Here is a 26100-nt window from a genome sequence, read left to right as displayed (position 1 = left end):
AGATGCGGAACCCGGGACTTGAACCCGGAAGTCCTTGCGAACACAAGAACCTGAATCTTGCGCGTCTACCAATTCCGCCAGTTCCGCTTGCGCGGAATCAATATTAGCACTTTCAGTCTGGAGCGCAACCCCTTTTAGAAATTTTTTTTGGATTTGTTTGAGCAACATTAAAAAAGTGGGTTCCATTGGGATCAAGTCGCGGGCGATCGCCCATGATGTTTAGCGCCTGTTCAAGCACCCACTCGGGCACTGGCTAACCCCCCTTCGATGAGAATTGGCTAGGCAATCAGGCTCACCCCGCCCGATCTCGCTGGCCAGGGTTCAGCTTGCTGGGAAGCATCGAAATCGGAATCGCCCGATCGCCCCCCATGCATGGGTTTTGGGATCTGGAGAACATTGCCAGGGAAGTTGAGTTGTGTAGAATCTAAACGAAATTTGCATTCTCGCAACATTTCAGCTTGGCGCGCGTTTTTGGAGGACCACGGCCATAGTTTCCCCGTCTAGCACTTCCCCCCTCTCTGCTTCCCGCGAAGCGGATGAACCCATCCTCGAAATCGTGGGTGGTCAGCCACTCAGCGGCCATGTCTCAGTCAGTGGAGCCAAAAACTCCGCCCTCGTACTGCTGGCGGCCACGGTGCTGTGCTCCGGAGAATGCCGAATCCGTAACGTGCCCTTGCTGGTGGATGTGGCGCGGATGGGGCAGGTGTTGGAAGCGCTGGGGCTGAAAACCTGCTGCCTGGGCGACACATGGGAAATTGACGCACGCCACATCAACCGCGCCGAAGCCCCCTATGAGTTGGTCAGTCAACTGCGGGCTAGCTTTTTCGCCATTGGGGCCCTGTTGGCTCGGATGGGCGAGGCCCGGTTCCCCCTGCCCGGCGGCTGCGCGATCGGGGCGCGGCCGGTGGAACTCCATGTGCGGGGTCTCCAGGCCATGGGGGCCGATGTGCATATCGACAGCGGCATTGTATTCGCCAGCATTCGCGGTAAGTCGCGCCTCACGGGGGCCCGCATTTATCTGGACTATCCCAGCGTGGGGGCCACGGAAACCTTGATGATGGCGGCGACCCTCGCGGAAGGGGAAACCATCCTGGAAAATGCGGCACGGGAGCCGGAAATTATTGATTTGGCCAATTTCTGCAACGCGATGGGGGCGAAGGTTCGCGGCGCAGGAACGGATACGGTGGTGATTGAGGGCGTGGAAAAGCTTCATTCCACGGAACATTCCGTCATTCCCGATCGAATCGAAGCGGGAACGTTTTTGGTGGCAGCAGCGGCCACTCGCTCAGACCTGTTGGTGGGGCCAGTGATTCCCGACCACATGAGCGCCACCCTGGCCAAGTTGGAGGCGATCGGGGTGCAGACGGCGATCGAGGGAACCAGCATCCGTGTTTTTCCCGGTCAGGGCCTGTTGGCCACGGATCTGGAAACCCTGCCATTCCCCGGTTTCCCCACGGATATGCAAGCCCAATTCATGGCCCTGCTCACCCTCTGCGAAGGCAGCAGCACCATTACCGAAACGGTGTTTGAAAACCGCCTGCGCCATGTGGCGGAGCTGAACCGGATGGGAGCTAACATCCGGGTTAAAGACCGGGTGGCGATCGTCAAGGGCGTGCCGTTCCTGTCCGGTGCGCCGGTCACCGCTTCGGATTTGCGGGCGGGGGCGGCCCTGGTGGTGGCGGGCTTGGCGGCCCGGGGCAAAACCACGATCCGCGGCCTGCATCACCTCGATCGGGGCTATGAAAACATCGAAAACAAACTTCGCTCGATCGGGGCCAACATTCAGCGCCTGAATGGCTTTGCAGAAGGCGCAGTGCCCGCAGCCGTGAGCTAAACTCAAGCCAGAGTCAGGGCCCCGCGGCCCATCCCCCAAATCTTCCTTTGTCCAACACAATGGCTGACGGTTCCGAGCATTCCACCTCCAAAACGCCCCTGCGGCTGTTGGGGTTGCGCGCCAACCAATTTCGACACCCCCTCGACTTGGCCGCGACCCAATCGCTCGATCGCTGGCCGGGTTTGGATTTGCTGGTGCGTAATCTGGTGGGCCCGATCGCGGAAGAGGTGATGTATCTCGAAAACATTGCCGCCAGCCTGTTGGTGGGGCCCAACCAACTGCCTCACCTGCACCATCTTTTGCAAGAGGCGGCCCAGCGGTTGGACTTGGAAGCACCGCAGCTTTACGTGCGCCAACATCCGGTTCCCAACGCCTACACCTTTGCGATGCGAGGGCGGCGGCCCTTTGTGGTTATTCACTCGGCCCTGTTGGATTTGCTCACTCCCCTGGAAACCCAGGCGGTGATTGCCCACGAGCTGGGCCATCTCAAGTGTGAACATAGCCTCTACCTGACCTTGGCCAACGTGCTGGTGTTGGCGGCGGGACAAGTGCCCGAGTGGGGACGGTGGTTCGCCCAGGGCTTGCAGGAGCGGCTGCTGGAGTGGTCTCGCTGTGCAGAATTCACCTGCGATCGGGCGGCCCTGTTGGCCGTGCAAGATCCCACGGTGGTGGCTTCGGTGTTGATGAAGTTGGCGGGTGGCTCGCCGAACCTTGCGCCCCTGTTGAATGTCGAAGCATTCCTGGCCCAGGCTCGGGCCTATGACGCGATCGACCAATCCCAACTGGGAGCCGCCCTCAAACGCGCTCGCACCGCGACGTTGACCCATCCCGTTCCTGTGTTACGGGCCCGTGAAATTGACCGTTGGGCCCACAGCCGAGAATATCGAGATTTGTTGCACCATTTTTCAAAAAATCCGCTATAATTGCAGAGCGCTACGGGCAAGTGGCGGAACGGTAGACGCACCGCACTCAAAATGCGGCGGAGAAATCCATGAGAGTTCGAATCTCTCCTTGCCCACTTTTGACTCATCAAATTGAAAATCAGTCAGGTTAGAAGTCAATCGAACTAAATCGCTCGATTGATCAACTCACCCAACTGATCAGCAAGTTGGTGATTAATTGAGATTGAATTAAGCAAGATCGAATTAAGCTCGGGTTGAATCGACCCAGGAAGCTTCCTAAATCAAAATTTCGATCCATACTTTCGATCTGTAACTTCAATAACTTCAATCTGTAACCCAGAATCCCAATTCGCTATTTCTGAAGCTGAGTCACCAAGTGAACTAGCTCCGGCAGAATCAGAGAATCCAGGGCAAGGCTAACTGCATTGCTCGATCCGGGCATCGAAAATACCAACTTTCCTTGGCAAACCCCAGCGATCGCCCGAGAAGCCATGGCCCGTGAGCCAACCTCCGCAAAGCTCAGTTGCCGAAGCAGTTCACCAAATCCGGGTAAGGTCTTGTCGAGCAACCGGGCGATCGCGTCGTAAGTTGTGTCCCGAGGCGCAATGCCCGTGCCCCCATTCAGCAACAGGGCATCAATGTCCGGGCTTTGGCACAGTTGCAACACCGTTTCCGCAATCAGCTCTGGCTCATCGTTCAAAATTTGGTAGGTTACGATCACGTGGCCCGCCCAGGTCAGGCGATCGCGAATCAGTTGCCCACTGCGATCGGTCTCAAAATTGCGCGTATCACTGACGGTGATTACCGCACAACGCACCTGAAGAGACTCGCGATCGGGATGGGGCCCCTCCAGGGACTGTGGCTGACTCATGGGCGATCACCCCCTCGGGCATGGTTTTGGGATGGTGGAATGGTCGGGCGCTGAGTGGCTAGGCGTAATTGAAGAGTTGGGCGATCGCTAGCTGTCAGCCTTCGTGAAGCCCAAGCCGTTCGCTTCCGCGTAGCGATTCATAAACCGCATGAACCGTTCCCAATCGTTCTCCGAGGTCATGACGTAGTAGGCTTCAATGCCCGACGGCTGACCGTTAACAAACTTGCCTTTCACATCACGGGTCATCAACTCACCCTCTTCGTCGATTAGGTACATGCCGGTGATTTCTTGATCGGCGGATGCAGCCAACGTTTTAGGGTTATCAAAGATAAAGATGGCGCGGCCGTTGCTCCCATCACGCGATCGCGTCAAGCGGACATCAGGTACCACCTCTTCGTTAATGCCTCGGATGAATTGAATGACTGCCATATTGTTAAAACTGTTAGTTGAAGCGTGATGAACCGCCAAAAAGCGTCGTTCGATCATCGCACAAAACCTCCACCCCACCAAATGGGCAACCGCTGCCGATCGCCGCGCATCAATAGCCTAAAAACTCGCACTCCAACGCGAACAACAGGACTGATTATGAAACTCAACTGGAAATTGCTAACGAATCAGGGCTGGATTGGACTAGGCTGTGCGGCCGCCGTAGCCGGGGCTAGCCTGGTGGCGACCCTGGCAGAAGCAGCCACCCCAGCCAACCAGGCAAAGGCCGCAGCTCCCGCCATTCAAGGAGCGATCGAACAGTCCTGGGAAGGGATGCTGGCGGTTTCGCCCCAAGGTTTGGCCCAGCACCTGCGGCAAATTGGCGCAAAAATGTACGGAGCCTATTGGTGCGGCCATTGCCAAAATCAAAAGGAACTGTTTGGCCAGGCGTTTAACCAAATTCGCTACATTGAGTGCGACCCTCGAGGCCGCAACCCGCAGCCGCAACTGTGCGCACAGGCGGGGATCGAGGGCTATCCCACCTGGGAAATTCGGGGGCGCAAATATCCGGGTGTCCAGCCCTTGGCAACCCTGGCGCGACTGTCCAACTATCGTGGCCAATGATTTCGCTATGGCCAGTAATTTTGCTACGGCCAATACTTGTCTGGCCAATGATTGGACTTGACCGTTGCTAGGCCAAGCCTAACTCCCGTTGGAGATGGTTCATGGATTGGCTGCCGATGTAGTTTTCGCAACAGATCACCTGCGGGGGGCGGATGATGTCTTCTCGGTGAGCGGAAACGGCGGCCTTGACCTTGGGGAAGCTGTCCCGATCGCACCCGATATACCGCACGGTTTTGACCAATGCGCCGAGTTTGTAGGTGTCGCTGGGGAGGGTGGTCATCACCAAAATTTCTTCGCCCCGGAAGCTGTGGACAATCACTTCCGAAGCTCGCAACCAGCCGGGACTGATGCTGACCAGGCCGATGCGCGTACCGGCCGGGAGATTCTTCACGAATTCAATTTCTTCGGCATAGTCATAGATATCCACGGGGATGACGCGGGCCGATTTGGGGGCGGCGATTTTTTCCGCATCGCCAATGAAGTAGCGACTGGTGACCACGGTGGCGGAAGCGGTGCGATCGAGGGCGGCGGGCAAATCTTCCATGGCCACCAATTGCACGGGAATTTGCAGCGATTGCTCAATTTCACCGGCCATAATTTCGCCCACGCCCAAGTCCTGTTGAGGGGCGGTGACAATCACGCGGGCGCTGCATCGCAGTCGCCAATCCACTTCCCCCAGAAACAGTTCCCGAGCGGTGCTGAGGCTGCAACCAGCTTCGATCAGTCGATCAAGGCTCTGTTTCACCAGTTGATAGGCCTCGGGGTTTTTGTCAAAAACAGGCGATCGCAGTTGGGCCCCGCCTTCATGACCCAAGGCCCGCACGTAGATACCGGAGCCGGGCTGGGCTTCCACTAGGCCGTTATCTTCAAGCTGGCGATAGACCTTGCTGATGGTGTTGCGATGCAAGCCCGTTTCCATGGCCAGTTGGCGGGTGCTGGGCAAACGGTGCCCCGGCGGAAACTGCCGCGAAGCGATCGCAAACCGAATTTGGTTAAACAACTGCGTGGATGCCGGAATATCACTGTCAGCTTGAATACGGAACCGAACCATAGCTAAAGCTAGAGCCGCTCGCTCAATGGGTTAATGAATGGAACAGAAAACAGTAAGCGTAGGGGAGAGAGGCGCTGAAGAGGAGTGGTCACGGAAACCCTTGACCCAGCGTGCCGACCAGGATCCTTTCGGTGAAAAAGCGGAGAACTGACCGGAGCAGGGCTGGTTTTGGGCTGATCTTGCCCCCCATCATACCCATGGAAATTCCAATCGGCCCGTTGGGTGGCACATCTTCCGCCAACGAAGCCTGGCGCGATCGCCCGGAGAGACCCCAGCAGACCGGCGCAATTGTCCAAGGGCTGCGGCAACCGATCGGGGCATTGGGCCACAATTCAGACGTGGGGGGTTTCGCGGTTCGCGATAGGATAGGCTCTGCAAGGGGCTTATACGCTGTCTGTTTCGCGTTTTTGTCTTGCGTTTTTTAACGATTTAAATGTCACGGTTTCAATGTCACGGATAGTCATGTGGGTTCGGGGTTGGGCACTGGGTAGCGTTATTGCTCGCTGGTGGGGACGACAGGGGCTAACTCGGGCGATCGCCCTGCTGCTGTCGTTAACGATCGGGGGTTGGGCCTTGGGGGCCCTGCCAGCCCAGGCCACATTGAATGACGATAATTTTGATGGCAATATTTTTGCGCTCTATGCGGGCAATGGTTCTTTAGTGCCGCCTCGGGTGACCTTGGCCCAATCGCGGGAACGGCAGCGCCCCACCCTGTTGGTGTTTTTTGTGGACGATAGCCGCGATTGCAAGCGGTTTTCCTCCACAATCTCCCAGTTGCAGGCGTTTTACGGCAAGGCGGCGGACTTTTTGCCCATTGTGGCCGATTCTCTGCCCCTGGAGCCGGTGGCGGATCCACTGCAACCGGCGCACTACTACCGTGGCGTTGTGCCCCAAACGGTCTTAATTGATCAATCGGGAAAAGTATTGCTCGATCGCGCCGGTCAAGTGCCTTTCGAGGAACTGGACGATCGATTCCGAGCAGTGTTTAACCTGCTGCCGCGCTCGGAGTCCGTGGAACTGCGCCGCCGGGAAGTGAATGAGGTGAATGTGGAATTGGTTCCAGAGCCGGCCAAGCCGGCCTCCCAGGCGCAATCGACCAACCGCGATCGCTAAGGAGGACTGCTATGCCGGTGAATGATGACCTCGGGTTACTCGACTTAGATTCAGCAGAGTCAGATCATCTGAATATTCTCGAAACCCCACCCCCGAGCGAAGCTGCGCCGCTCCCCGATCCAGATGTGATGTTGCAACTGTTGCAAGATCCGGATCCGGCCCAGCGGGCGGTGGGAGCCAGGGCGTTTTGTGAGCTGCAAGACCCCAGAGCCAGCGAACGGCTGATTTTACTCATTAACGATGTTTGTCCGTTGGTGCGGATGAGCGCCGCCTATGCCTTGGGCCGCAACCCAGATCCAGGGGCGATCGACCCCTTGATTGGCCAACTCCAACGGGATTGGAATGGCTACGTGCGCAAAGGCATTGTTTGGGCCCTGGGCAATGGGCGCGATCGCCGGGCCTTGGCTCCGTTGGTGCAAACCTTGCAGCGGGACATTGCGGCCGTGCGCCTGTGGGCGGCCAGTTCCCTGGGGCAAATGGGAGCTGTGGGTTATGAGGCGATCGTGGGGGCCGTGCCGCCGCTGATTGTGGCCCTGCGCCAAGATCCTGTTCCGGCCGTGCGCAGTAACTGTGCTTGGGCCCTGGGGCAACTGTGCCGCGACTTGCCCTCCAATGCAATCTATGCGGGAGCTGTGGATGGGTTGATTGAAGCCCTGGTGGAAGATCGCGAACTCGGCATTAAGGAAGACGCGCGATCGGCCCTCTTGAAGCTGGGAGATTCCCGCGCCCTGCAAATCATTGCGGAACTGGAGCAGGAAGGCTGGTTATAACCGAGCCGTCAAACTCACCCCGCTGAGACTGCCTAACTTGCGGGTCTGATCAATCAACAAAGATAAGGGGTTTAGGACGTGTCGTGAAACCCTAATAATCTCGTTCTCCCAATCGATCAGTCGTCGGGGCGAGGTCTCCTCGCCCATTTCCGTGATCCTTGGGTGTTCCCAGGGGTGGACAGGGTTGTAGCGATCGCTCGGGTTAGTAGCGATCGCCCGGGTTAGGGTTGGGAGACCCAACCCCTACGGCGATGGAAATGACGACCGGCCCTAAGTCCCTTGCCCTGACGACGGTTATGGATTGACCTATGCCAAAAAATACTTCTCAGACCTCCCCTAAGCCAGGGGGGGTGGTTTTGGGTTGGAAATCTGGACAATTGATCGCCGCTTCTGACAGGGCCTCGCTGGGACGGACGGGACATTTGAGGTGGTAATCGCCCGTGAAAAAGGCACAGTCCGCACAGGGAATTTGGTGCAAAGTGCGCACCCGCGAAACGCCCTCTTGGGTGAAGCTGGCGATCGATCGCACCAGAACGGCCACCAAATACCAAGCCAACCCAAAGCAGAGGGGAATCATCACCGTTTGGGGAATGTGAGCAACGGCCGCACGCAACAGAAGACTGGCAATATCCATGAGCCAAAGGGGCGATCGAGCAAGACAGTTCCATCTTGCCCGATCGCCCCCAGGATCCTCAAGCGAAATTCAGCATGAACCGGACGATCCGGGTTAACCAACATTCACAACCAATCGGCCTGGATTGCCTCATCAGGGTCGGAATTACCCGCAGCCTCCTAGCCTCGATTAACCTGAGCCAGGATCTCATTCAAAATTTCCTGGGCCCCTTGGGCGCGCAGCTTTTGGGCCAACTCCGTGCCCAGATCTTCGGCGCTGGTGTGGGGGCCGCTCACGGTGTCTTTGATCAGTTGCTTACCGTCCACACTGGCCACCAGGCCCGCCAGGGTCAAGGTGTCACCCTCCAAGCTGGTATTCACCCCGATCGGGACTTGGCAGCCCCCTTCCAAATCGCGCAGGAAAGCCCGCTCTGCCAAGCAGCGCCACTTGCTGGGTTCATGTTCCAGCACCTTCAGCACGCGCAAAATGTCCTCATCGCCCTCGCGGCACTCAATGCCCAAGGCCCCTTGGCCCACCGCATGAAGCGACACATCCGACGGCAACAATTGATCAATGCGATCGGCTAAATCCATCCGCTGCAAACCGGCCGCCGCCAAAATCGTCGCATCATACTCGCCGCTGTCGAGCTTCTTCAGCCGAGTATTCACATTGCCACGAATATCCTTGAAGCTCAGATGGGGGTAGTGATAGCGCAACTGAGCCAGCCGCCGCAGGGACGACGTACCAATCACAGCGCCTGCGGGCAATTGGTCGATCGTTTTGCCCTTGTGTTGAGCATGGAGCACCACCGCATCAGCCGGGTTCACCCGTTCTGTCACGCAACCCAAGGTCAACCCTTCCGGCAAGCGGGTTGGCAAATCTTTCAGGGAATGCACCGCCAGATCATAGATCCCATCGCGCATTCCATCTTCCAACTCGCGAGTAAACAACCCCTTATCCCCAATTTTGGACAGGGCCACATCCAGCACCTTGTCCCCTTGGGTTTCGATCGCGCAGACCTCAAACGTAATGTCCGGAAAATGCCGCTGCAATTCCCCTTGTACCCAGTGCGTTTGCACAAGAGCCAATTGGCTTTTACGAGAGCCGATGCGGATGGTACGGGTGGGACTAGCGACGGACATAATACGGTTGGAGGTCGGTTAACGAACGTTAGTTGCAATCCTCAGATTGTCTAGATCGGCAGTTGGCGGACGATCGAGCCAATCTGGCCACCCCTCAGCGCCAGTGTGCGCATCCGGTTGGAATTTTTATGGGACTTTGCTCGCTAACTGGGAGAAGCAAACCCGAGCATCCGGTGGGATCAGGCGCGGTCTAGCGTACCGTTCGGGCGCGATCGCGATCGAGCGATCGACATGTTCGTTAACAATCACCCCAAAAGGGATCAACTCACCAAAAATCTATCCCCCCCAAAAAATTCGCAGCTCAACCTAGGGCAGCGTGGTCAACACAAAGGCCGCCTGTTGCACCGCCAAATACATTTGGGTTGCTTCACTTTCTTCCAGGGTGATGGGATTGGCAAACTGCAACGACACCAAAGCCCCAACCGCATCGCGATAGATGGCTGGAATCACCACATGGGTCGCCACCCCGCCCTCTTGATAGAATGCTGTTCCGGCCAAATCCGCATTCGCCGCCGCATTCAAACAGACTTGCAGCTTTTTCTCGGCGATCGCCTGTTGGCTGAGTGGATCACCCGCCAGGGAAACGGCTCCCGCTTGGCCGCTGTGGTTGCCCAGTTGCCCTGCTTGCACGAGTTGAATGGTGCAGCCATCGGCCTCGAACCGTTCCACAAACGCCGCCGCCAGCCGCTCCGCACAAACCTCAAACGTGCCGCTGTCGGCCGCGGCCAAAATTGCCGCCAACAGTTGCATCTGTGCCTGGGCCCGTTCCAGCTCGATCGAACGATTCTTCAAAGAATCGTAACTATCGGCTGCCCGTTGCACCACGGTTTTCAACTCATCAGGATCCCAAGGCTTGGTGATGTACTTATACACCTGCCCTGAGTTAATCGCTTCCACCAGATCTTCCACATCCGTGAAGCCCGTCAAAATAATCCGCACGGTGTCTGGAAACTGGGGCACGGTTTTACTCAAAAACTCCGTTCCCTTCATCTCCGGCATCCGTTGATCGGAAATGATGACAGCCACTTCCCCTTCCTCGGCCAACAGTTCCAAGGCTCGGGCCCCGCTTTCGGCCTTGAGCACGTTGAAATCTCGGCGGAAGGTGCGATAAAGCAAATCGAGATTATCCGGCTCGTCATCGACGACGAGCATCTTGGGTTTGGGGGGACGGCGAGCGCTTTTCAACTGTTCGCGAAGGCCTTCGAGGTCAACGATGAGTTTGTTCATAGCAAGTGGGGTGCATCAGGGGCAATAGGGTGCGATCGCGATCGAAACAGGATGCATCACACCTCCCCTAGGGGCCTGATCAATGGCGGGCAACCAACCATCAACCGGCTTGCAAAATACGGCTCAAAACGGGTTGCGGCAATCCAGAGAGCATTTTGACATACTCCTCAACCGCCGCGGCCGTTCCGGGAAACACCGGGCAGCCATTGCCCCAAAATCATACCCCCTCAGTCCTAGCATGAATTCCGGGGAACCACACCCGTGAGGCATTGCCCCCAATCAGCCCCAAAGCCACAGTTGCGCCCTCCGTAGGCGGAAAGTCAGCGCCTGAAACTAGCCGGTTCAGCAAAATCCGGCATCAAAGTCAAGAACCTTCAGTCCAAATGAGACAAAAAATTACCTGATGCATCCCGAGCTAACGAAAAATATATTTGCCTTGATTGATCCAACAATTAGCTGTTCTAATTGTCCCAATCATCCATTATTCAAAGCCATTAAAAGTCAAGCATCACGATATTTGTTCTGATTTACCCCGTAATCAGTTTTTCAAGATAATCCAGCGCCAATAAGGATTTACACCACGTACACCTTTATAGAAAACTGATGAACGAGTCTATAGAAATTAGTTCAGCACAACTATTTCAAGACCTGCCTGGAGATCGGCCCCTTCTCAACACCCTAGATACAGGTTTTTTGAGCAAAACCTGTGCTATGGGAATGAAGCGCCTCCCTCTGACTTTCTTTAACACTTTCAAAGTTCATGTAGTGGACTAGGAGGTATTTGTGGATTTCTTGTCCCTTTTCGTAAAAGACTTCATTGCCCAGTTGCAATCTCCAACATTGGGTTTTTTGATTGGGGGGATGGTGATTGCTGCTCTGGGTAGCCAATTGGTGATTCCAGAATCGATTTGTACAATCATCGTCTTCATGTTGCTCACCAAAATCGGTCTAACCGGTGGAATTGCAATCCGGAATTCCAACCTGACCGAGATGGTTTTACCGGTAATATTTGCAGCAACCGTAGGGATTCTAGTTGTCTTCATCGCTCGCTACACCTTGGCCAAACTACCGAAGGTCAAGACCGTTGATGCGATCGCGACGGGTGGCTTGTTTGGGGCGGTCAGTGGTTCCACCATGGCGGCAGCCCTGACCCTGCTCGAAGAACAAAAGATTGGGTATGAAGCATGGGCGGGCGCACTCTATCCCTTTATGGATATTCCGGCGCTGGTCACGGCAATTGTTGTAGCGAACATCTATCTCAACCAGAAAAAGCGCAACAAAGCCACTGCTGCGGACTCCCAGGAGCAGCCCAGCACCCGTCAGGAATATCGCGATCAGCAGCAGGGTCAGACTAAGGTCAAAATCTGGCCGATTATCGAAGAAAGCCTGCAAGGGCCTGCTTTGTCTGCCATGTTGCTCGGTTTGGCCTTGGGGATCCTCACCCGGCCGGAAAGCGTTTATAAAGGCTTCTACGATCCGGCTTTCCGGGGCTTGCTTTCAATCCTGATGCTGGTGATGGGGATGGAAGCTTGGTCGCGGATTGGCGAACTGCGCAAAGTGGCTCAGTGGTACGTTGTTTACAGTGTGGTGGCCCCCTTTCTCCATGGGCTGATTGCCTTCGGCCTGGGCATGATTGCTCACTACACGATGAACTTCAGTCTGGGTGGTGTGGTCGTTCTGGCGGTCATTGCATCCTCTAGCTCAGACATTTCGGGCCCACCCACCTTGCGCGCCGGGATCCCGTCGGCGAACCCTTCCGCCTACATTGGTGCTTCCACGGCCGTTGGTACACCGATCGCGATCGGTCTGTGCATTCCATTTTTTATCGGGCTGGCTCAAGCACTCGGGGGTTAATCGCCCTGAGCAGGTGAGGTCTGTCGGTGCTCTCTCATGGCCCGACAGACTCGTTAGATTAGTAGACAAAAGAGGTAACCAAAATGGCTAAACCAGCCAAAAAGCTTGTCATCATCACCGAAAAGGTTCTGCTGAAGAAGGTCGCCAAGATCATTGAAGAGTGCGGGGCCAAGGGGTATACGGTGTTGGAAACGGGCGGCAAGGGCAGCCGCAACGTGCGATCGTCCGGGCAGCCCAATGTTTCCGATACCCAAGCGAATATCAAGTTTGAGGTGTTGACCGACACTCGAACGCTGGCTGAGGCGATCGCCGATCGCGTGGCGGTGGAGTTCTTCCTGAATTACGCAGGCATCATCTATATCTGTGACGCAGAGGTGCTGTATGCCCACAGCTTCTGTGGGCCTGAGGGCTGCTAGGTCGTCAGTTTTGAAACACAACGAGTTTTGAAACACAACTTTGATCACGAGAGCCGGGGGATAACCCCGGTTTTTTGATGATCATTTAATCTTGCCTAGGCGAATGTCGAGAGCGGGGAGAGTGCTTCACCCAAAACAGCACAATCGGACTCATGACACCCACAGTGGGGGCCAAGACATTCATCAAGCTCAGACTATTGACAAGGAGTTGGGGTGGTTGGATCAGGGGTTGTTGCTGTCCATCGCGGGCGACGTTTTGGCGACCGATTTCGCTCAACCAGCCATAGGCAAAAACGTTGATGACGAAGATGATGGCGGCGGCGATCGCCCAGCCTTTTAAGATGCCTGGAGATTTGTCTCGGCGCACAAAGATCGAGACCATCAAAAAGCTGAATGCGAGGACTCCGCCAATCGCTAGCCCTGCGATCGCCAGGGCCACGAGGGAGAGGGCTTCAAATTCTCCAGGCATGATATCCATCATGGCAACGATCAAAGCTTGACTTGGAAGAGGATGCCTGCAAGATATCTTGCGCCACTTCCTCAGCGCCAACCCATGTGGAGGAACAGAAAGCGATCGCTCCGTCCACTATTTTTTGATTGGGCGCTCAACTTGTCTGAGCGTTCGCAATCAGAGTTTTGATCCAACGGGGCGATCGGGCCTTGAAAAACAAATTGATTCATTCTCATAAAATGGTCACAGTCTCACCAGTAATCGCCCCATGACTCCCAGCCCGATCGAGCAAACCCTCCTAAACCAGTTTCGCCAGCTTCCCCAGGCACTCCAACAACTGGTGATTCAATTCATCAACTTGCTATTGGCCGAGCGATCGCAAGTTACTCCGTTCCTCAGTCGTCCGGAGCCTTCTACTTCAGTATTTGACCTCGCTGGTTCTTTAATTGGCAGCGCTGAAGGGCCAAGTGATCTCTCGACAAATCCCAACTATCTAGAAGGTATGGGGCGCGAGTGAAAGAGGTTTTAATCGATACCGGCCCCTTGGTTGCCGTCATTAACCGGCGTGACCATTACCATGACTGGGCGACAGAACAGCTTAGGCAACTGCCATCTCCCCTGATTACCTGTGAACCCGTTCTTACGGAATCTTGGTTTCTGCTCGGGCGTACCAATTGTGGTCGAGAGATGATGCTTCAGTGGATTGAGCGGGGATTGCTAAGGGTTGATTTCTCGCTTCAGAACAGTCAGGCTAGGGTCATCGAACTGATGCGTCAATACCAATCTGTGCCTATGTCTTTAGCGGATGCTTGCTTAGTTTGTTTATCAGAGCAACGCCCGAACAGTACAGTTATGACCCTGGATAGTGATTTTCAAATCTATCGACGTTTTAACCGACTAGAAATACCAGTCATTTCGCCTTAATTGCTTAGGCTAAGTTGAGTTATCCAATCGACACTACAGCCCTTACCTCGCTTAATAAGTACAGCGGACTGTAGGGTAAGCAATGCCCACCGACTAACAGCTTCGTAATCATCTGCGATCTGACGTACCAATCGTTTGAGGTAAAGGCTGTAGCAAGCTTTGTAATAATCGAATTTAGTTCTGAGAAGCTCAAATTAGCTTACAGCTCTGACATTAGATATCTTCGATGGAAGCGCGGTCGATGCCGTAGATTTGCCGTGTCGATTTTTGGATAATCATCCGATTATAGACGCGTACTTCCTCTGTAGTTAGAAGCTTCACAGTGACAGAACGAGAAGGAGCGCCAAAGTCAAATAAAACTCCCAAATTTGGGGATACTGGATAGTAGAGTTCAAGCTCCTGTGGGAGCAATCCTGGTTCTAGGTTAATCGCTTTCATATTCACCATGGGTTGATCTCCAGTGATGAGGGGGCTAGAACTGGCACGGAGAAAGGTCACATGAAGATTGTTCCGTCTGAGCCAAAGTGCATGACCAACATTGTATGAACAGATTGTCCGAATCAAGCCAAAAGATGCATCAACATTAAAGCCTGGTATCGTCCTGAGAGCACTGGTCATCTTCTCCAACATAGTTGGTGTACGGAAGTATTGTGCAGCTAGAAACCAAGTGTGAAATCTGGACTCTTCTGCGTCAAAAAGCAACATAGAGTTCTCGCTGCGAAGCAGCTCAAGAAACGGAACTGCTCGTTGTTCAAGATCAGCCAAAATATCCTCTTCTAAATTATTTATATATTCATCCAAGGCAAGTTCGATATGCACATATCCTGCGTCTTGAAATTGTCGCTTGATCTCAAATAACTGAGTAAATTGGGAAATCCACCCTTCAGCAATTTTACGTAGATCTAATGTCAGTGACTTTATTACCAGCTCTCTAACTACTGAAAGGTCAAATTCAGACATTTCGCGAAGGCGATAGAAGTCTCTCTCATGGGCAACGTTTTGCGTACTTGTTGAGAACACGTTTTTGCCGAAATGATGACACCATAATTTTCCGTTCAGTGCCCACGCTTCCAAGTAATGTCTCCATACATAGTGTTGACGGCGTTTCTTCATTATCTTGGTTTAACTTCAGAGATTCTTTCAAAAATCCATTGTTATAGCAGACTGGACTGCACGGGGCATGAGGCAGCATGGCCAGCCGATCGCCGTTTCGCGAGAGTTTTGGGTAAGATAGCGCGGTGGAACGCTGTTTCCGCCTGCCCCGTCCTTGCAACCCGCCCCGTGAGCGGTCGCCGGCCCGTTGTACATCAAGCAAGTTGAAATCACGAACTTCAAATCCTTTGGCGGCACGACGCGAGTTCCCTTGCTGCCCGGATTCACCGTGGTTTCCGGCCCCAACGGCTCCGGCAAATCCAACATTCTCGATGCGCTGCTGTTTGCCCTCGGCCTCTCCTCCTCCAAAGGAATGCGGGCCGATCGCCTGCCCGACTTGGTGAACCAAAGCCAAATGGGCAAAGGTCAAGGCAAAGGCAAGCGATCGACCGTAGAAGCCGCCGTTACCGTCACCTTTGATCTGAGCGAAGAAGCCGCCCTGCTGGCCACCGTTTCCGCCGAAGCCGCCGAAGACCTGCCCGGTTTGCGCGATGCCGACGGCCAGCCCCTCAGTGAATGGACTGTCACCCGCAAACTGCGCGTCACCCAACAGGGAACCTACACCTCCAACTACTACATTGGCGGCGAACCCTGCACCCTCAGCGAGTTGCACCAATCCCTCTCAAAGCTGCGGATCTATCCCGAGGGCTACAACGTGGTGTTGCAAGGGGACGTGACCAGCATCATTTCCATGAACCCCCGAGAGCGGCGGCAAATTGTTGATGAGCTGGCGGGGGTGGCCAACTTCGATCGCAAAATTACCCAAACCAAGCAAACCCTGGAAGAGGTGAAGGAGCGGGAAGATCGTTGCCGCATCCTGGAACAAGAGTTGCAAATTCAGTGCGATCGCCTGGCCAAAGACCGCACCAAGGCGTTGAAATATCAGCAAATTCGCCAGGAAATGCAGGGCCAGCAAGGACGCTTGGCGGTGGTGGATTGGCTGCTGGAACAATCGAAAGTGGAGCAGTTGCGCCAATCGATCGCCCAGCGGGAACAGGATTTGGCACAGTTGGCCGATCGGCTGGTGGCGGAACGGGCGGCAGTAGAAACCCAGGCGGCGGAACTGGAGCGGCTGAACCAAACGGTGAAATCCCTGGGGGAATCGGAACAAATCGCCCTGCAAACGGAGCTGGCCACCCACCGCGCCCAACGGGATCAGCACCAACGCCAACAAGCGGAACTGACCCAACAGCAACAAACCCACCAAAAGACGATCGCCCGGTTAACGGCGGAGGTGGCGGAGGTTGATCGCACCGAAGCCGCCTTGGCTGCCACGGGGCCGGAATTGCAAGAGCGCCTGGAGGAATTGCAACAGGCCCACGATCGAGCAGCGGCCAACCTGAACCGGGCCCGGGCGGAGGCGGCGGAGTTGGCGGAAGCGTCCCAGGCTTGGGTGCAACAGCAAACGGACTTGCGCCACCAGTTGGAGACGATCCAAGAGTCGATCGATCCCCAGCGCACGGAGCGGGCAACGTTGCAAGAGCGGCTGAAGCAAATCGAAACCCAGTTGGCGGAAATCGCCACGGAATGGGAGCGGGCGGGCGATCGCCTGAATGAGCACGATCGGGACTTTCAAACGGTCGATCGGCAAACCCGCAGCCTGGAACCCCAAATCCAAACGGCCGCCGAGCAGTTGGCTGCCGCCGAGCAGGAATTGCAGCTCCAACAGAAAACCCGTAGCCGCTTGCAGGACGAGCAGCGACAAGTGCAACGGCAACTGGACAAACTGGAAGCCCAAACCCAGGCCCAACGGGAAGCCCAAGGCACGTTTGGGGTGCAATTGCTGCTGCAAAGTGACTTGCCGGGAATCTGTGGATTGGTGGCCAATTTGGGCCAGGTGGAACCGCCCTATCAGGTGGCGTTGGAAATTGCGGCCGGGGCGCGGCTGGGCCATTTGGTGGTGGAAGATGATGCGGTGGCGGCGGCGGCGATCGAAATCCTGAAACGGGAGCGGGCCGGTCGTGTCACCTTCTTGCCCCTGAACAAAATTCGCGGCGGGGGCGGCGGCGAGTCGGCGGCCATGGCCCGGGGTCGAGCGACAGTGGCGGGCTGGATTGATTACGCGGTCAACCTGGTGGATTTTGACGATCGCTACCGCAACATTTTTGAGTATGTGTTTGGCGGGACGGTGGTGTTTGAGCGGTTGGATCAGGCGCGATCGCTCCTGGGTCGCCATCGGATCGTGACGCTAGATGGGGAATTGCTGGAAACCAGCGGGGCCATGACCGGCGGTAGCTTGCAAAAGTCCCGGGGGAGCCTCCGGTTTGGGGGTGGCGAGCAAACGGAGGAAGCGAAGGCGGCGGCGGAACTGCGCGATCGACTGCGGGATATTGATCGGGTGTTGGGCCGTTGTGATGGGGCGATCGCCCAGGCTCAAGTAGACAGCCAGCGCCACACCCAAACCCTCAACGATTTGCGCCAGACTCGCCGCGATGCCCAACGACAACTGGAGCAACTGCAAGCGGCCCTGACGGCCACCACGGGCCAACGCGATCGCCTGGCCCAACAGCGCGATCGGCTGACCCAGGAGCTGACCACCAGCCGGGAGCGCTTGGCCACCCTCGATCGGGCCCTGCCGGCCGCCGAACGCCAGTTGGCCAACCTGCGACAGGCGATCGCCCAACTGGAGGACTCGCCCGCCCACAGCCAATGGAGCGAGGCCCAAACGGAAATCCGCGATCGGGAATCGGTGCTCTCACAATTAGCGGATAACTTGCGATCGGCCCAAGCCCAGCAGGCCGACCAAACCCGCGAAGCCGATCGCCTCAACCAACAGCGCCAACAACTGGCGCAACAGATCACCCAAGCCCAAGATCAGATCACCACCGCGACCGATCGGCTCCAACAACTGCAAGCACAGCAAGCCGACCTCGATCGGCAAATTGCTGATCTGCAAACCCAAATTGCTGCTTTAGAAACCACCCTGGGCGAAACCAAACAAGCGCGCGATCGCCAAGAAACGACGCTGAATCGTCAACGCCAAGCGCTCCAAACCCTGGAATTTCAGCGCGATCGACTCGCAGAAGCCCAACAACAACAGCAAGCGGAATTGCAGGAGTTGGAAAACCGCGCCGAGGGCGATCGGCCCGATCTACCGCCCGATTCGGAACCTTTACCCAGCGATCCCGCCGAATTGGCCGCCCACCGCGAACAACTGGATCAAACCATTCGCACGTTGCAGCGGCGGTTGGAAAGTCTGGAGCCGGTGAATATGCTGGCCCTGGAAGAATACGATCAGGTGCAAGGCCGCCTGAATCAACTGAGCGAAAAGCTAGCGACGATCGAGCAAGAACGCACGGAATTGTTATTGCGGGTGGAAAATTTCACCACCTTGCGCCAACAGGCCTTTTATGAGGCCTTTGATGCGGTCGATCGCAACTTTCAAATCATCTTTGCCGAGCTATCCCAGGGCGACGGCCGCTTGCAATTGGATGATCCCGAAAGCCCCTTAGAAAGCGGTCTCAACCTGGTGGCCCACCCCAAGGGCAAACCGGTGCAGCGGCTGGCTTCCATGTCCGGCGGCGAAAAGTCCTTGACGGCTCTCAGCTTCATTTTTGCCCTTCAGCGCTACCGCCCCTCGCCGTTCTATGCTTTCGATGAGGTGGATATGTTCCTTGATGGATCGAACGTGGAGCGCTTGGCCAAAATGGTCAAACAACAGGCCGCTGAAGCACAGTTCATTGTGGTTAGTTTGCGCCGTCCCACCATTGAAGCGTCCGATCGGGTGATTGGCGTGACCCAAGCCCGAGGCGCGCAAACCCAAGTCCTGGGTGTGGTGCTTTGACCCCAGTGGGCTAGCTGCTAACTATTTTGACTATTTCTTCTTACGGCTCGGTCTAGGTTGAACTTCTGGTTGCTTCCTATCTCCTTTAGGTCTCGTGAATCCCTCTCTTTCAGCCGCTTCTGTTGTAGGAAAGCACCAATGAATGCTCTGCATACCATCTCGCTCATTTGGCAGATAATAACGTTTGAGCTTTTTTGTTGCACGAATTGGATAACATGCTGGACAGAGAATCAAGCCGTCAGAGTATTCAATTGGTGGAGATCCTGATTGATAGCCAGATCTTAATCTTTCATTTGCTCGGGCTTGAGAAATACAATTTGCCTCATCCAGAGATTGTCTGATAACCCCTTGCAATATTCGCAATTTATCTGAACTTATATGATTTCCTTCTGTCTTCAGTTTATCTCTATGTCTGGCTAAAATTTCACTTGCTTTCCGTATTTTTGCAATTTCTTCTTCGAGTGAACTATCATCACTCTCTGAAAGTGATTTTATCTTCTCAAGAGATAGATTATATAGAGAGGTATTAACGCTATTTATGCCTAAAAAAAGAAGCATAAAGAAATATATGATTAGATTAGGACTGCTTAAATAGCCACATCCTAGTAGTAATACAAGAATCCAAAAAAATTCATAGCGAGCCTTTATCTCAAACCAGACAAGGCTGTCACTGGATTGATTTTTCTTCATGGCATTAGCGAACCTGAGTTAGGTTTTTTCCAGAAGAATTGGTCGTGTTTTTGATGGATCAACTCTTAAATCAATAGTCTCTTTTGTTGGCTTGAAGCCAGCTTTTTGAAGAAGAACATCAACACTTTTGCGTTCAGGCAGTTCAAGCTCAATATAGCCATTACGGTCTGAAACTTTTCTGATTGGCGCACCTTCGGATATGATAATAACCTCCACTTCACTAACTGCATAGCCTTGCTTGGTTAGAATTTGAAGTCCAAGGCGTATTAGCTTGTCAGATTGATTAGAGTTTGATGAATTGCCATCAGAGTTTTGTGATGCTGCAATACTGTTAATATCAACTCCCCAATGATTCTTTATGATCTGGGAGGAGATGGCTGTAGTCAGAATTACAGCAAAGACGGCTATTGCCTTTGTTGTTGGGGGCCAACTGTTCATGAATGACATAAAATGAGTACTTTAACTGATCTGGGAGTGACTTGTCTATTATAGTGTCTTCCTTCTACTCCTTGTGACGTTGGATATAATTTGCAGAGAGTTTGGGACGATCAAGACCTGATCTAGCCTAATGGTTCTGGGGCTGTGGGGAATTCGTCAGTGATCGCGCCGATTGCAACCGGCGAAAGTACGGGCGATCGACTCGTAAGCATTCAGGGCGATCGCTTGCCCAAATTCACACCATAAAATGAACTAGGGGGAGATCAACTCTCCCTCTTTTTGGATTGGGATCAAGCCACCTGTTAGAAGGCTTGGGTCAAAGTCCCTAGCGATCATTCGGGAGTCTTGCCATGTCGATCGCCCTATTACCGGAACCTGCAATCATTACTGCTGATGATTATTTAGCCCAAGAAATTTTGGCTGAAACTCGAAATGAATATCGCAATGGAGTGGTTGTTCCAATGACGGGAGGGACACCGGAGCATAACGAAATTGCGAGCGTCTTGAATGCTCTGCTCAGAACCGCTTTGAAGGGAAAGGGATACAGTATTTTTGTGGCCGATCAGCGGCTGTGGATTCCGGAGCCGAATTTATATACCTATCCTGACGTGATGGTGGCGCGGCGACCCATTGAGCGGAAGCCCGATCGCACCGATACGGTAATGAATCCGATCCTGATTGCTGAGGTACTTTCCAAATCAACAGCGGCTTATGATCGCACTGAAAAATTTGCCGCCTACCGCACGATTGCGAGTCTGCAAAACTATCTGTTAATTGATCAATATCAACCCCATGTGGAACTCTACGCCCGAACGGGGGATCAGCAGTGGCTGTTCAGTGAATATGGGCAACTGAGCGATCGGGTGTTGTTCGATCAACTGGCGGTAACAGTAAATCTCTCTGATCTCTATGAAGCGCTGGAGTTTTAGTGAATGATGCCGATCGCCCTATTACCGGAACCTAAAATCATTACTGCTGATGATTATTTAGCCCAAGAAGTTTTGGCTGAAACTCGAAATGAATATCGCAATGGGGTAGTTATTCCAATGACAGGGGGTACACCGGAGCATAATTTCATTGCGATTAATTTGATTACGATTCTGAAATTTGCCTTGCGAGGACAAGCTTATGATCTCGCTTTGGCGGATCAACGGCTGTGGATCCCGGAGCCGAATTTATATACCTATCCTGATGTGATGGTGGCGCGGCGACCCATTGAGCGGAAGCCCGATCGCACCGATACGGTAATGAATCCGATCCTGATTGCTGAGGTGCTTTCCAAATCAACAGCGGCTTATGATCGCACTGAAAAATTTGCCGCCTACCGCACGATCGCGAGTCTGCAAAACTATTTGTTAATTGATCAATATCAGCCCCATGTGGAACTCTACGCCCGAACGGGGGATCAGCAGTGGCTGTTCAGTGAATATGGGCAATTGAGCGATCGGGTGTTGTTGGATGCGGTGTCGGTGGAATTGTCCCTTGCGGATCTATATGAGGCGATCGAGTTTGGCCGCGAGGCTTGACTCAATCCCCGATCGGGAACACCGGTTCAAAATATTTCACAAACTCCAACAGGTTGCGACCATCTGGCTGGGGATCATAGCTCAGGCGATCGGCCACCCGGTTCAGGATGGTCAAGCCCCGTCCGCCACCGCTGAGCTGTTCAACATCAAAAGTTTCTGGGGGTTCAGGAGTCTGGCCCCGCTCCAACACCGCCTGCCGCAAGTCAAACGGCTCCCCATAGTCCCAAAGGCGCAGGGTTAAGGCCGTGGCCGTGAGTTCTGCTTCCAAGTCGATCGGGGTGTCGCAAGGGTGTTGGCGATGGGCATGGCGCACCGCATTCGTGAAAACCTCCGCCAGCACCGAGAGGCATTGGAGCCAGACAGTACGAGGCACATGGGGTCGATCGAGCGTGTCAAACCAGTTCAAAACGCGATCGAGCACCGCCAAATCGCTAGCAATGCGAAGTCGAATCGTTTGGTTTACGCTGGGATTCAAAGCATCCAACCTCTGCGGCGCGTTCAAGCAAAGCGTTCGGAATTCTCAAGCCTTCAGTCTCAACCCTGAATTTTAGCCACGCCATCCCAGGCATTGTGCCAAAATCAGCCGTAGTCCGTACCATTCTAGGTACTCCACTGATAGCTCACGATTCCTACTCCAGCCAGGGCGGAATTCCCGTGACCGAGACTCGTCCGTTTCGGGGCGCGATCGCAACCCGTTGCACGTTGTGGCCCAGGCCCAGCCAACTCAACCCTCAGCCGCCAATCCCAGGGACAATTCGTGAAGGATCACGCATTACTCCCCAGGCTAACTTGCTTCGGAGAATGGCTCAACTCTTCCGGACTATTCGACTGGAATGGCGGCAATCCCCAGCGACGCTCATCCCTGGTGCCCATTCTCGGTGCTCATCTACGTCAAGGGCCCATCGGACTCGGCGCGATCTCGTTGGCATCGGCTCAATTTGGTTCGCCTGATGTCATTCGATTGACCCCATTTGCCCCATTTGATTTACGCGATTTGGCGTATTTCATCCGGTGTATTTCATTTGGCTTTTTTCATTCACTCGGTTCATTTCAGTTCAGCGGCTGCATCTTACGCCGACATCACGCCTAAGACATCACGCCTAAGACATTACGCCTGAATTGACCAATACTTGGGCTGCTCCTCTTGTTCCATCTTGCCACCACTGCCTTGACCTATGTTCCGTCTGCTGATTATCGATGACGATCCCACCATCCGCCGTCTGCTAGAGCGCACCCTGACCAAACAGGGCTATGAGGTGTTGGTTGCAGAAGATGGTGTTGCTGGTTTGGAGTTGGCCTGTAGTCAGCAGCCCGCTCTGATCATTTGCGATTGGATGATGCCGAAGATGGACGGCATTGAGGTTTGTCGGCGGGTCAAGCTGGAGGCCAGTTTATCCTCCACGTTCTTCATTTTGTTGACCTCCCTTGGCTCCGTGGACGATCGGGTCAGGGGGTTGGATGCCGGAGCCGATGACTTCCTGTCCAAGCCGATCGAGATGAACGAACTCAAGGCCCGGGTGCGGGCGGGCCTGCGGCTGCATCAACTGAACCAGGACTTGAAGGAACAAAAGCGGCTGTTGGAAGAGGAAATGGCCGAAGCGGCCGATTATGTCAAAACCCTGCTGCCCGCACCCATGGATGGCGCGGTGGATATTTCGGCCAAATTTGAACCGTCCAGCCGCTTGGGGGGTGACTGTTTCGATTTTTATTGGCTCGATGACGATCGACTCGTGGTTTATCTGGTGGATGCGGCGGGCCATGGCCTGAAGGCGGCGCTGCCCTCGTTGTCGGTGTTGAATTTGCTACGCTCCCGATCGCTCCCCATCCAGGACTATGGCAGCCCCAGCGAGGTGTTGCGGGCCCTGAATGGCGCATTCCAGATGAACGATCGCAACGACAAATACTTCACCGCTTGGTATGGAGTCTACAGCCGCCGCACCCGGAGCCTGGCCTATGCCAGCGCTGGCCACCCGCCCGGAATTTTGCTCTCGCCCAGCAAAGAATCGTTACCAACGGCCCAGCGCCTCAGAACGGTGGGGCTGCCCGTTGGCATGTTTGCGGAGGCTAAATATAGCGAAGCCTTTTGCGAAGTCCCCCCCGGCAGCACGCTCTACATCTTCAGCGATGGCATTTATGAACTGGGAATGCCCGATGGTACCGTTTGGGGGCTGGATCCCTTCGTGGAGGTGCTGCGGGAATGCTGGGCGGTTCCTGATCGGGGAGCGGTGGAGCAAATCGTGAATCGGGTGCAAGACTTTAACAGTGGCCGCAGCTATTTTGAGGATGACCTCTCTTTATTGCGGCTGCAATTTGCTTAAAGACTGGGAAGATGCTGAAGGTAGGGAGCAGTTTTTGGGATTTTTGTGGAGATCTTGCGGGGCCAATCAACAGATATTGCGAAGAGGCTTTGAAAATTTGAAGCAATTTCAGCAGCCCTTGAAGCAATTTGAGGCTACCCAAGGCTGTTTTTCAGAGTGACGAACCGGGCGATCGGGCGGCGATCGGGTGATGATCCAAGGGCGATCGATTACTGGCTAGTTATCGGGGCATTTGGGGATTGTTATCGCCTATCCAGCGCGATCGCGTAGCGATCCACGCGCCAACCCCTAAAATGGTTAACCGAACGCAGGCCGCATTTCCCTGCAACCTAGAAATGGCAATTGTTTCAAGCGCTCAACGGATTTAATTCCCTATGGACTTCTCAACCGTTGCCTCACAGCTCAACGCTTGGGCAATCCTGCCAGAAGGTATTGTCATTTTGACCCTCCTGGCAGTCTTGTTAATCGATCTCGTGTCCGGGCGGGCCGCATCGCGCTGGACTCCTTATCTGGCCGTGGCCGGTCTGTTGGGATCCGTGGTGGCCCTGTGGCTGCAATGGAACCCGGAAGACCCGGTTTCTTTCCTAGGCGGCTTCAGCAACGACACCCTGGGCAGTGTTTTCCGGGGAATCATCGCCCTGTCGTCGGCGATTACGATTCTGATGTCGATCGCCTATGTGGAATCCACCGGCACGGCCCTGGGCGAATTCATCGTCATTTTGCTCACGGCAACGGTTGGCGGGATGTTCCTGTCGGGCGCTGACGAGTTGGTGATGATTTTTGTGGCGTTGGAAACCCTCAGTATCGCGTCCTACTTGTTGACGGGATACATGAAGCGGGATCCGCGCTCCAACGAAGCGGCTCTCAAGTATTTGCTGATTGGGGCTTCCAGCTCGGCCATCTTCCTCTATGGCGCTTCGTTGCTCTACGGCCTCTCGGGTGGCCACACCCGCTTGAACGAAATCGCCGCCGGAATTGCCAGCAACCCCACCACGCCCCAAATTGGGATTGTGGTGGCGCTGGTCTTCGCGATCGCGGGGATTGCCTTCAAAATTTCGGCTGTGCCCTTCCACCAATGGACTCCCGACGTGTATGAAGGCTCCCCCACTCCGGTGGTGGCCTTTTTGTCCGTGGGTTCCAAGGCGGCTGGGTTTGCCCTGGCTATTCGCCTGTTGGTGACGGCTTTCCCGCTGGTGTCAGAACAATGGCACTTTGTGTTCACGGCCCTGGCGATCCTGAGTATGGTGCTGGGGAACGTAGTAGCCCTGGCCCAAACCAGCATGAAGCGGATGCTGGCTTATTCCTCGATCGGGCAGGCCGGCTTCGTGACGATCGGGCTGCTGGCCAACAGCGCCGACGGCTACGCCAGCATGGTGTTTTACCTGTTGGTTTATTTGTTCATGAACCTGGGCGGTTTCGCCTGCGTGATTCTGTTCTCCCTGCGCACCGGTACGGATGAGATCAGCGAATACTCGGGGCTTTACCAAAAAGATCCCCTGTTGACTTTGGGGTTGAGTGTGTCGCTGCTGTCCCTGGGTGGCATTCCGCCCCTGGCGGGCTTCTTCGGCAAGATCTACCTGTTCTGGGTGGGCTGGCAAGCGGGCCTGTATACCCTGGTGCTGTTGGGTTTGGTCACCAGCGTGGTTTCCATCTACTACTACATTCGTGTGGTGAAGATGATGGTGGTGAAGGAACCGCACGAAATGTCCGAGTCGGTGAAGAACTACCCGGCCATTAGCTGGAAACTTCCGGGGATGCGTCCTTTGCAAGTGGGCTTGGTGTTGTCGGTGATTGCCACGTCGCTGGCGGGGATTTTGTCGAATCCGCTGTTCGCGATCGCCAATGATGCGGTGGCCCAATCGCCGATGTTGCAAGCTTCTTTGAAGTTGCCAGCGGCAACGGCCAAGGCTCCGGTGGTCGATCGGGCGGTGTCTTTGGCTCCGACCCTTGAACCCTAGGCCAGCCTAGACAACA

26 protein-coding genes and 2 tRNA genes are annotated in these 26100 nt (G+C 54.8%); 15 read left to right on the top strand and 13 right to left on the bottom strand.

The annotated features are described in order from the left end of the window. Positions 1-3: 3 nt before the first annotated feature. Positions 4-87, bottom strand: a tRNA-Leu gene (locus AC2IAX_RS02905). A 400-nt stretch (positions 88-487) separates the two neighbouring features. Here AC2IAX_RS02905 and murA point away from each other — a divergent pair. The 3 genes from murA to AC2IAX_RS02890 all read left to right on the top strand — a co-directional run bounded on the left by murA (position 488) and on the right by AC2IAX_RS02890 (position 2852). Then, positions 488-1834 carry a UDP-N-acetylglucosamine 1-carboxyvinyltransferase gene (gene murA, locus AC2IAX_RS02900; RefSeq protein WP_494390263.1) on the top strand — a complete coding sequence of 449 codons (1347 nt, stop codon included), beginning with the start codon at positions 488-490 and terminating at the stop codon, positions 1832-1834. Positions 1835-1893: 59 nt separating this feature from the next. Beyond that, positions 1894-2757: a M48 family metallopeptidase gene (locus tag AC2IAX_RS02895; protein WP_494389250.1), complete on the top strand. Its 864-nt coding sequence runs from the start codon at positions 1894-1896 to the stop codon at positions 2755-2757. A 14-nt stretch (positions 2758-2771) separates the two neighbouring features. After that, positions 2772-2852: transfer RNA gene (locus AC2IAX_RS02890), tRNA-Leu, on the top strand. Between the two features lie 236 nt (positions 2853-3088). On the opposite strand, the gene AC2IAX_RS02885 is transcribed toward AC2IAX_RS02890, so the two are convergent. Continuing rightward, positions 3089-3607, bottom strand: a complete 519-nt coding sequence (locus tag AC2IAX_RS02885) for a MogA/MoaB family molybdenum cofactor biosynthesis protein (protein WP_494389249.1) — start codon at positions 3605-3607, stop codon at positions 3089-3091. An 87-nt stretch (positions 3608-3694) separates the two neighbouring features. Further along, positions 3695-4036, bottom strand: coding sequence for a photosystem II reaction center protein Psb28 (psb28, locus tag AC2IAX_RS02880; RefSeq protein ID WP_099532117.1), 342 nt, complete (start codon positions 4034-4036; stop codon positions 3695-3697). A 156-nt stretch (positions 4037-4192) separates the two neighbouring features. Here psb28 and AC2IAX_RS02875 point away from each other — a divergent pair, with 156 nt between their 5' ends. Beyond that, positions 4193-4657 carry a thioredoxin domain-containing protein gene (locus AC2IAX_RS02875; protein ID WP_494389248.1) on the top strand — a complete coding sequence of 155 codons (465 nt, stop codon included), beginning with the start codon at positions 4193-4195 and terminating at the stop codon, positions 4655-4657. 67 nt (positions 4658-4724) lie between these two features. On the opposite strand, the gene AC2IAX_RS02870 is transcribed toward AC2IAX_RS02875, so the two are convergent. Together AC2IAX_RS02870 and AC2IAX_RS02865 are read right to left on the bottom strand one after the other, a co-directional pair. Beyond that, a complete protein-coding gene (locus AC2IAX_RS02870) occupies positions 4725-5708 on the bottom strand; it encodes a GntR family transcriptional regulator (RefSeq protein WP_099532097.1) in 984 nt (327 codons plus the stop codon). An 88-nt stretch (positions 5709-5796) separates the two neighbouring features. Continuing rightward, positions 5797-6039 carry a hypothetical protein gene (locus AC2IAX_RS02865; RefSeq protein ID WP_494389247.1) on the bottom strand — a complete coding sequence of 81 codons (243 nt, stop codon included), beginning with the start codon at positions 6037-6039 and terminating at the stop codon, positions 5797-5799. Positions 6040-6170: 131 nt separating this feature from the next. Between AC2IAX_RS02865 and AC2IAX_RS02860 the strand changes: the two genes are divergently transcribed. Together AC2IAX_RS02860 and AC2IAX_RS02855 are read left to right on the top strand one after the other, a co-directional pair. Beyond that, positions 6171-6821: a thylakoid membrane photosystem I accumulation factor gene (locus AC2IAX_RS02860; protein WP_494389246.1), complete on the top strand. Its 651-nt coding sequence runs from the start codon at positions 6171-6173 to the stop codon at positions 6819-6821. An 11-nt stretch (positions 6822-6832) separates the two neighbouring features. Next, entirely contained in the window at positions 6833-7591 is a 759-nt protein-coding gene (locus AC2IAX_RS02855; protein ID WP_494389245.1) for a HEAT repeat domain-containing protein, read from the top strand. A gap of 325 nt (positions 7592-7916) precedes the next feature. Here the strand turns inward: AC2IAX_RS02855 and AC2IAX_RS02850 are convergent, their stop codons facing one another. From AC2IAX_RS02850 to AC2IAX_RS02840, 3 genes are all read right to left on the bottom strand, one after another. Next, positions 7917-8225: a hypothetical protein gene (locus AC2IAX_RS02850; RefSeq protein ID WP_494389244.1), complete on the bottom strand. Its 309-nt coding sequence runs from the start codon at positions 8223-8225 to the stop codon at positions 7917-7919. Positions 8226-8383: 158 nt separating this feature from the next. Next, entirely contained in the window at positions 8384-9346 is a 963-nt protein-coding gene (gene hemC / locus AC2IAX_RS02845; protein WP_190354751.1) for a hydroxymethylbilane synthase, read from the bottom strand. A 306-nt stretch (positions 9347-9652) separates the two neighbouring features. After that, positions 9653-10573 (bottom strand): response regulator, encoded by a 921-nt coding sequence (locus tag AC2IAX_RS02840; protein WP_494389243.1) that lies wholly within the window; start codon positions 10571-10573, stop codon positions 9653-9655. Positions 10574-11356: 783 nt separating this feature from the next. Here AC2IAX_RS02840 and AC2IAX_RS02835 point away from each other — a divergent pair. Together AC2IAX_RS02835 and AC2IAX_RS02830 are read left to right on the top strand one after the other, a co-directional pair. Beyond that, positions 11357-12427: a sodium-dependent bicarbonate transport family permease gene (locus AC2IAX_RS02835; protein ID WP_494389242.1), complete on the top strand. Its 1071-nt coding sequence runs from the start codon at positions 11357-11359 to the stop codon at positions 12425-12427. A gap of 83 nt (positions 12428-12510) precedes the next feature. Further along, the gene (locus tag AC2IAX_RS02830; protein WP_099532102.1) at positions 12511-12843 is read left to right on the top strand and encodes a P-II family nitrogen regulator; all 333 of its coding nucleotides are present in this window, start codon (positions 12511-12513) and stop codon (positions 12841-12843) included. An 85-nt stretch (positions 12844-12928) separates the two neighbouring features. On the opposite strand, the gene AC2IAX_RS02825 is transcribed toward AC2IAX_RS02830, so the two are convergent. After that, positions 12929-13324 (bottom strand): hypothetical protein, encoded by a 396-nt coding sequence (locus tag AC2IAX_RS02825; protein ID WP_494389241.1) that lies wholly within the window; start codon positions 13322-13324, stop codon positions 12929-12931. 238 nt (positions 13325-13562) lie between these two features. Between AC2IAX_RS02825 and AC2IAX_RS02820 the strand changes: the two genes are divergently transcribed. Both AC2IAX_RS02820 and AC2IAX_RS02815 read left to right on the top strand, forming a co-directional pair. Continuing rightward, on the top strand, positions 13563-13811 hold the full coding sequence (locus tag AC2IAX_RS02820; protein ID WP_494389240.1) for a DUF2281 domain-containing protein: 249 nt from the start codon (positions 13563-13565) through the stop codon (positions 13809-13811). Further along, positions 13808-14218: a type II toxin-antitoxin system VapC family toxin gene (locus AC2IAX_RS02815; protein ID WP_494389239.1), complete on the top strand. Its 411-nt coding sequence runs from the start codon at positions 13808-13810 to the stop codon at positions 14216-14218. Before AC2IAX_RS02820 ends, AC2IAX_RS02815 begins: the two co-directional genes overlap by 4 nt. Positions 14219-14431: 213 nt before the next feature. On the opposite strand, the gene AC2IAX_RS02810 is transcribed toward AC2IAX_RS02815, so the two are convergent. Then, positions 14432-15331, bottom strand: a complete 900-nt coding sequence (locus AC2IAX_RS02810) for a DUF4238 domain-containing protein (protein ID WP_494389238.1) — start codon at positions 15329-15331, stop codon at positions 14432-14434. Positions 15332-15518: 187 nt separating this feature from the next. On the opposite strand from AC2IAX_RS02810, the gene smc reads away from it, so the two are divergent. Next, positions 15519-19154: a chromosome segregation protein SMC gene (gene smc, locus AC2IAX_RS02805; protein WP_494389237.1), complete on the top strand. Its 3636-nt coding sequence runs from the start codon at positions 15519-15521 to the stop codon at positions 19152-19154. Positions 19155-19184: 30 nt separating this feature from the next. Here the strand turns inward: smc and AC2IAX_RS02800 are convergent, their stop codons facing one another. Both AC2IAX_RS02800 and AC2IAX_RS02795 read right to left on the bottom strand, forming a co-directional pair. Further along, positions 19185-19844, bottom strand: a complete 660-nt coding sequence (locus AC2IAX_RS02800) for a hypothetical protein (RefSeq protein ID WP_494389236.1) — start codon at positions 19842-19844, stop codon at positions 19185-19187. Positions 19845-19862: 18 nt separating this feature from the next. Further along, positions 19863-20282 (bottom strand): hypothetical protein, encoded by a 420-nt coding sequence (locus AC2IAX_RS02795; protein WP_494389235.1) that lies wholly within the window; start codon positions 20280-20282, stop codon positions 19863-19865. Positions 20283-20632: 350 nt separating this feature from the next. Between AC2IAX_RS02795 and AC2IAX_RS02790 the strand changes: the two genes are divergently transcribed. Continuing rightward, entirely contained in the window at positions 20633-21211 is a 579-nt protein-coding gene (locus tag AC2IAX_RS02790; protein WP_494389234.1) for a Uma2 family endonuclease, read from the top strand. A 3-nt stretch (positions 21212-21214) separates the two neighbouring features. Then, positions 21215-21808 (top strand): Uma2 family endonuclease, encoded by a 594-nt coding sequence (locus tag AC2IAX_RS02785; protein ID WP_494389233.1) that lies wholly within the window; start codon positions 21215-21217, stop codon positions 21806-21808. Position 21809: 1 nt separating this feature from the next. On the opposite strand, the gene AC2IAX_RS02780 is transcribed toward AC2IAX_RS02785, so the two are convergent. Continuing rightward, positions 21810-22283 (bottom strand): ATP-binding protein, encoded by a 474-nt coding sequence (locus AC2IAX_RS02780; RefSeq protein ID WP_494389232.1) that lies wholly within the window; start codon positions 22281-22283, stop codon positions 21810-21812. Positions 22284-22983: 700 nt separating this feature from the next. Between AC2IAX_RS02780 and AC2IAX_RS02775 the strand changes: the two genes are divergently transcribed. Beyond that, a complete protein-coding gene (locus AC2IAX_RS02775) occupies positions 22984-24126 on the top strand; it encodes a PP2C family protein-serine/threonine phosphatase (protein WP_494389231.1) in 1143 nt (380 codons plus the stop codon). Between the two features lie 374 nt (positions 24127-24500). Next, positions 24501-26084, top strand: a complete 1584-nt coding sequence (locus tag AC2IAX_RS02770; protein ID WP_494389230.1) for an NAD(P)H-quinone oxidoreductase subunit N — start codon at positions 24501-24503, stop codon at positions 26082-26084. Positions 26085-26100 lie beyond the last annotated feature (16 nt).

This window comes from Limnothrix sp. HT2024, assembly GCF_059138625.1.
Note: the sequence above shows the minus strand (reverse complement) of the source record. Positions and strands in the feature narration are given on the sequence as shown.

Excerpts from the sequence above, each read along its gene's own strand:
- AC2IAX_RS02875 (WP_494389248.1), top strand. The coding sequence starts at position 4,193 with ATGAAACTCAACTGGAAATTGCTAACGAATCAGGGCTGGATTGGACTA.
- AC2IAX_RS02800 (WP_494389236.1), bottom strand. The coding sequence starts at position 19,844 with ATGAAGAAAAATCAATCCAGTGACAGCCTTGTCTGGTTTGAGATAAAG.
- AC2IAX_RS02830 (WP_099532102.1), top strand. The coding sequence starts at position 12,511 with ATGGCTAAACCAGCCAAAAAGCTTGTCATCATCACCGAAAAGGTTCTG.
- AC2IAX_RS02785 (WP_494389233.1), top strand. The coding sequence starts at position 21,215 with ATGATGCCGATCGCCCTATTACCGGAACCTAAAATCATTACTGCTGAT.
- hemC (WP_190354751.1), bottom strand. The coding sequence starts at position 9,346 with ATGTCCGTCGCTAGTCCCACCCGTACCATCCGCATCGGCTCTCGTAAA.
- AC2IAX_RS02895 (WP_494389250.1), top strand. The coding sequence starts at position 1,894 with ATGGCTGACGGTTCCGAGCATTCCACCTCCAAAACGCCCCTGCGGCTG.
- AC2IAX_RS02860 (WP_494389246.1), top strand. The coding sequence starts at position 6,171 with ATGTGGGTTCGGGGTTGGGCACTGGGTAGCGTTATTGCTCGCTGGTGG.
- AC2IAX_RS02795 (WP_494389235.1), bottom strand. The coding sequence starts at position 20,282 with ATGAACAGTTGGCCCCCAACAACAAAGGCAATAGCCGTCTTTGCTGTA.
- AC2IAX_RS02770 (WP_494389230.1), top strand. The coding sequence starts at position 24,501 with ATGGACTTCTCAACCGTTGCCTCACAGCTCAACGCTTGGGCAATCCTG.
- AC2IAX_RS02825 (WP_494389241.1), bottom strand. The coding sequence starts at position 13,324 with ATGATGGATATCATGCCTGGAGAATTTGAAGCCCTCTCCCTCGTGGCC.
- AC2IAX_RS02840 (WP_494389243.1), bottom strand. The coding sequence starts at position 10,573 with ATGAACAAACTCATCGTTGACCTCGAAGGCCTTCGCGAACAGTTGAAA.
- AC2IAX_RS02775 (WP_494389231.1), top strand. The coding sequence starts at position 22,984 with ATGTTCCGTCTGCTGATTATCGATGACGATCCCACCATCCGCCGTCTG.
- AC2IAX_RS02885 (WP_494389249.1), bottom strand. The coding sequence starts at position 3,607 with ATGAGTCAGCCACAGTCCCTGGAGGGGCCCCATCCCGATCGCGAGTCT.
- AC2IAX_RS02810 (WP_494389238.1), bottom strand. The coding sequence starts at position 15,331 with ATGAAGAAACGCCGTCAACACTATGTATGGAGACATTACTTGGAAGCG.
- psb28 (WP_099532117.1), bottom strand. The coding sequence starts at position 4,036 with ATGGCAGTCATTCAATTCATCCGAGGCATTAACGAAGAGGTGGTACCT.
- AC2IAX_RS02850 (WP_494389244.1), bottom strand. The coding sequence starts at position 8,225 with ATGGATATTGCCAGTCTTCTGTTGCGTGCGGCCGTTGCTCACATTCCC.
- AC2IAX_RS02820 (WP_494389240.1), top strand. The coding sequence starts at position 13,563 with ATGACTCCCAGCCCGATCGAGCAAACCCTCCTAAACCAGTTTCGCCAG.
- AC2IAX_RS02870 (WP_099532097.1), bottom strand. The coding sequence starts at position 5,708 with ATGGTTCGGTTCCGTATTCAAGCTGACAGTGATATTCCGGCATCCACG.
- AC2IAX_RS02855 (WP_494389245.1), top strand. The coding sequence starts at position 6,833 with ATGCCGGTGAATGATGACCTCGGGTTACTCGACTTAGATTCAGCAGAG.
- AC2IAX_RS02790 (WP_494389234.1), top strand. The coding sequence starts at position 20,633 with ATGTCGATCGCCCTATTACCGGAACCTGCAATCATTACTGCTGATGAT.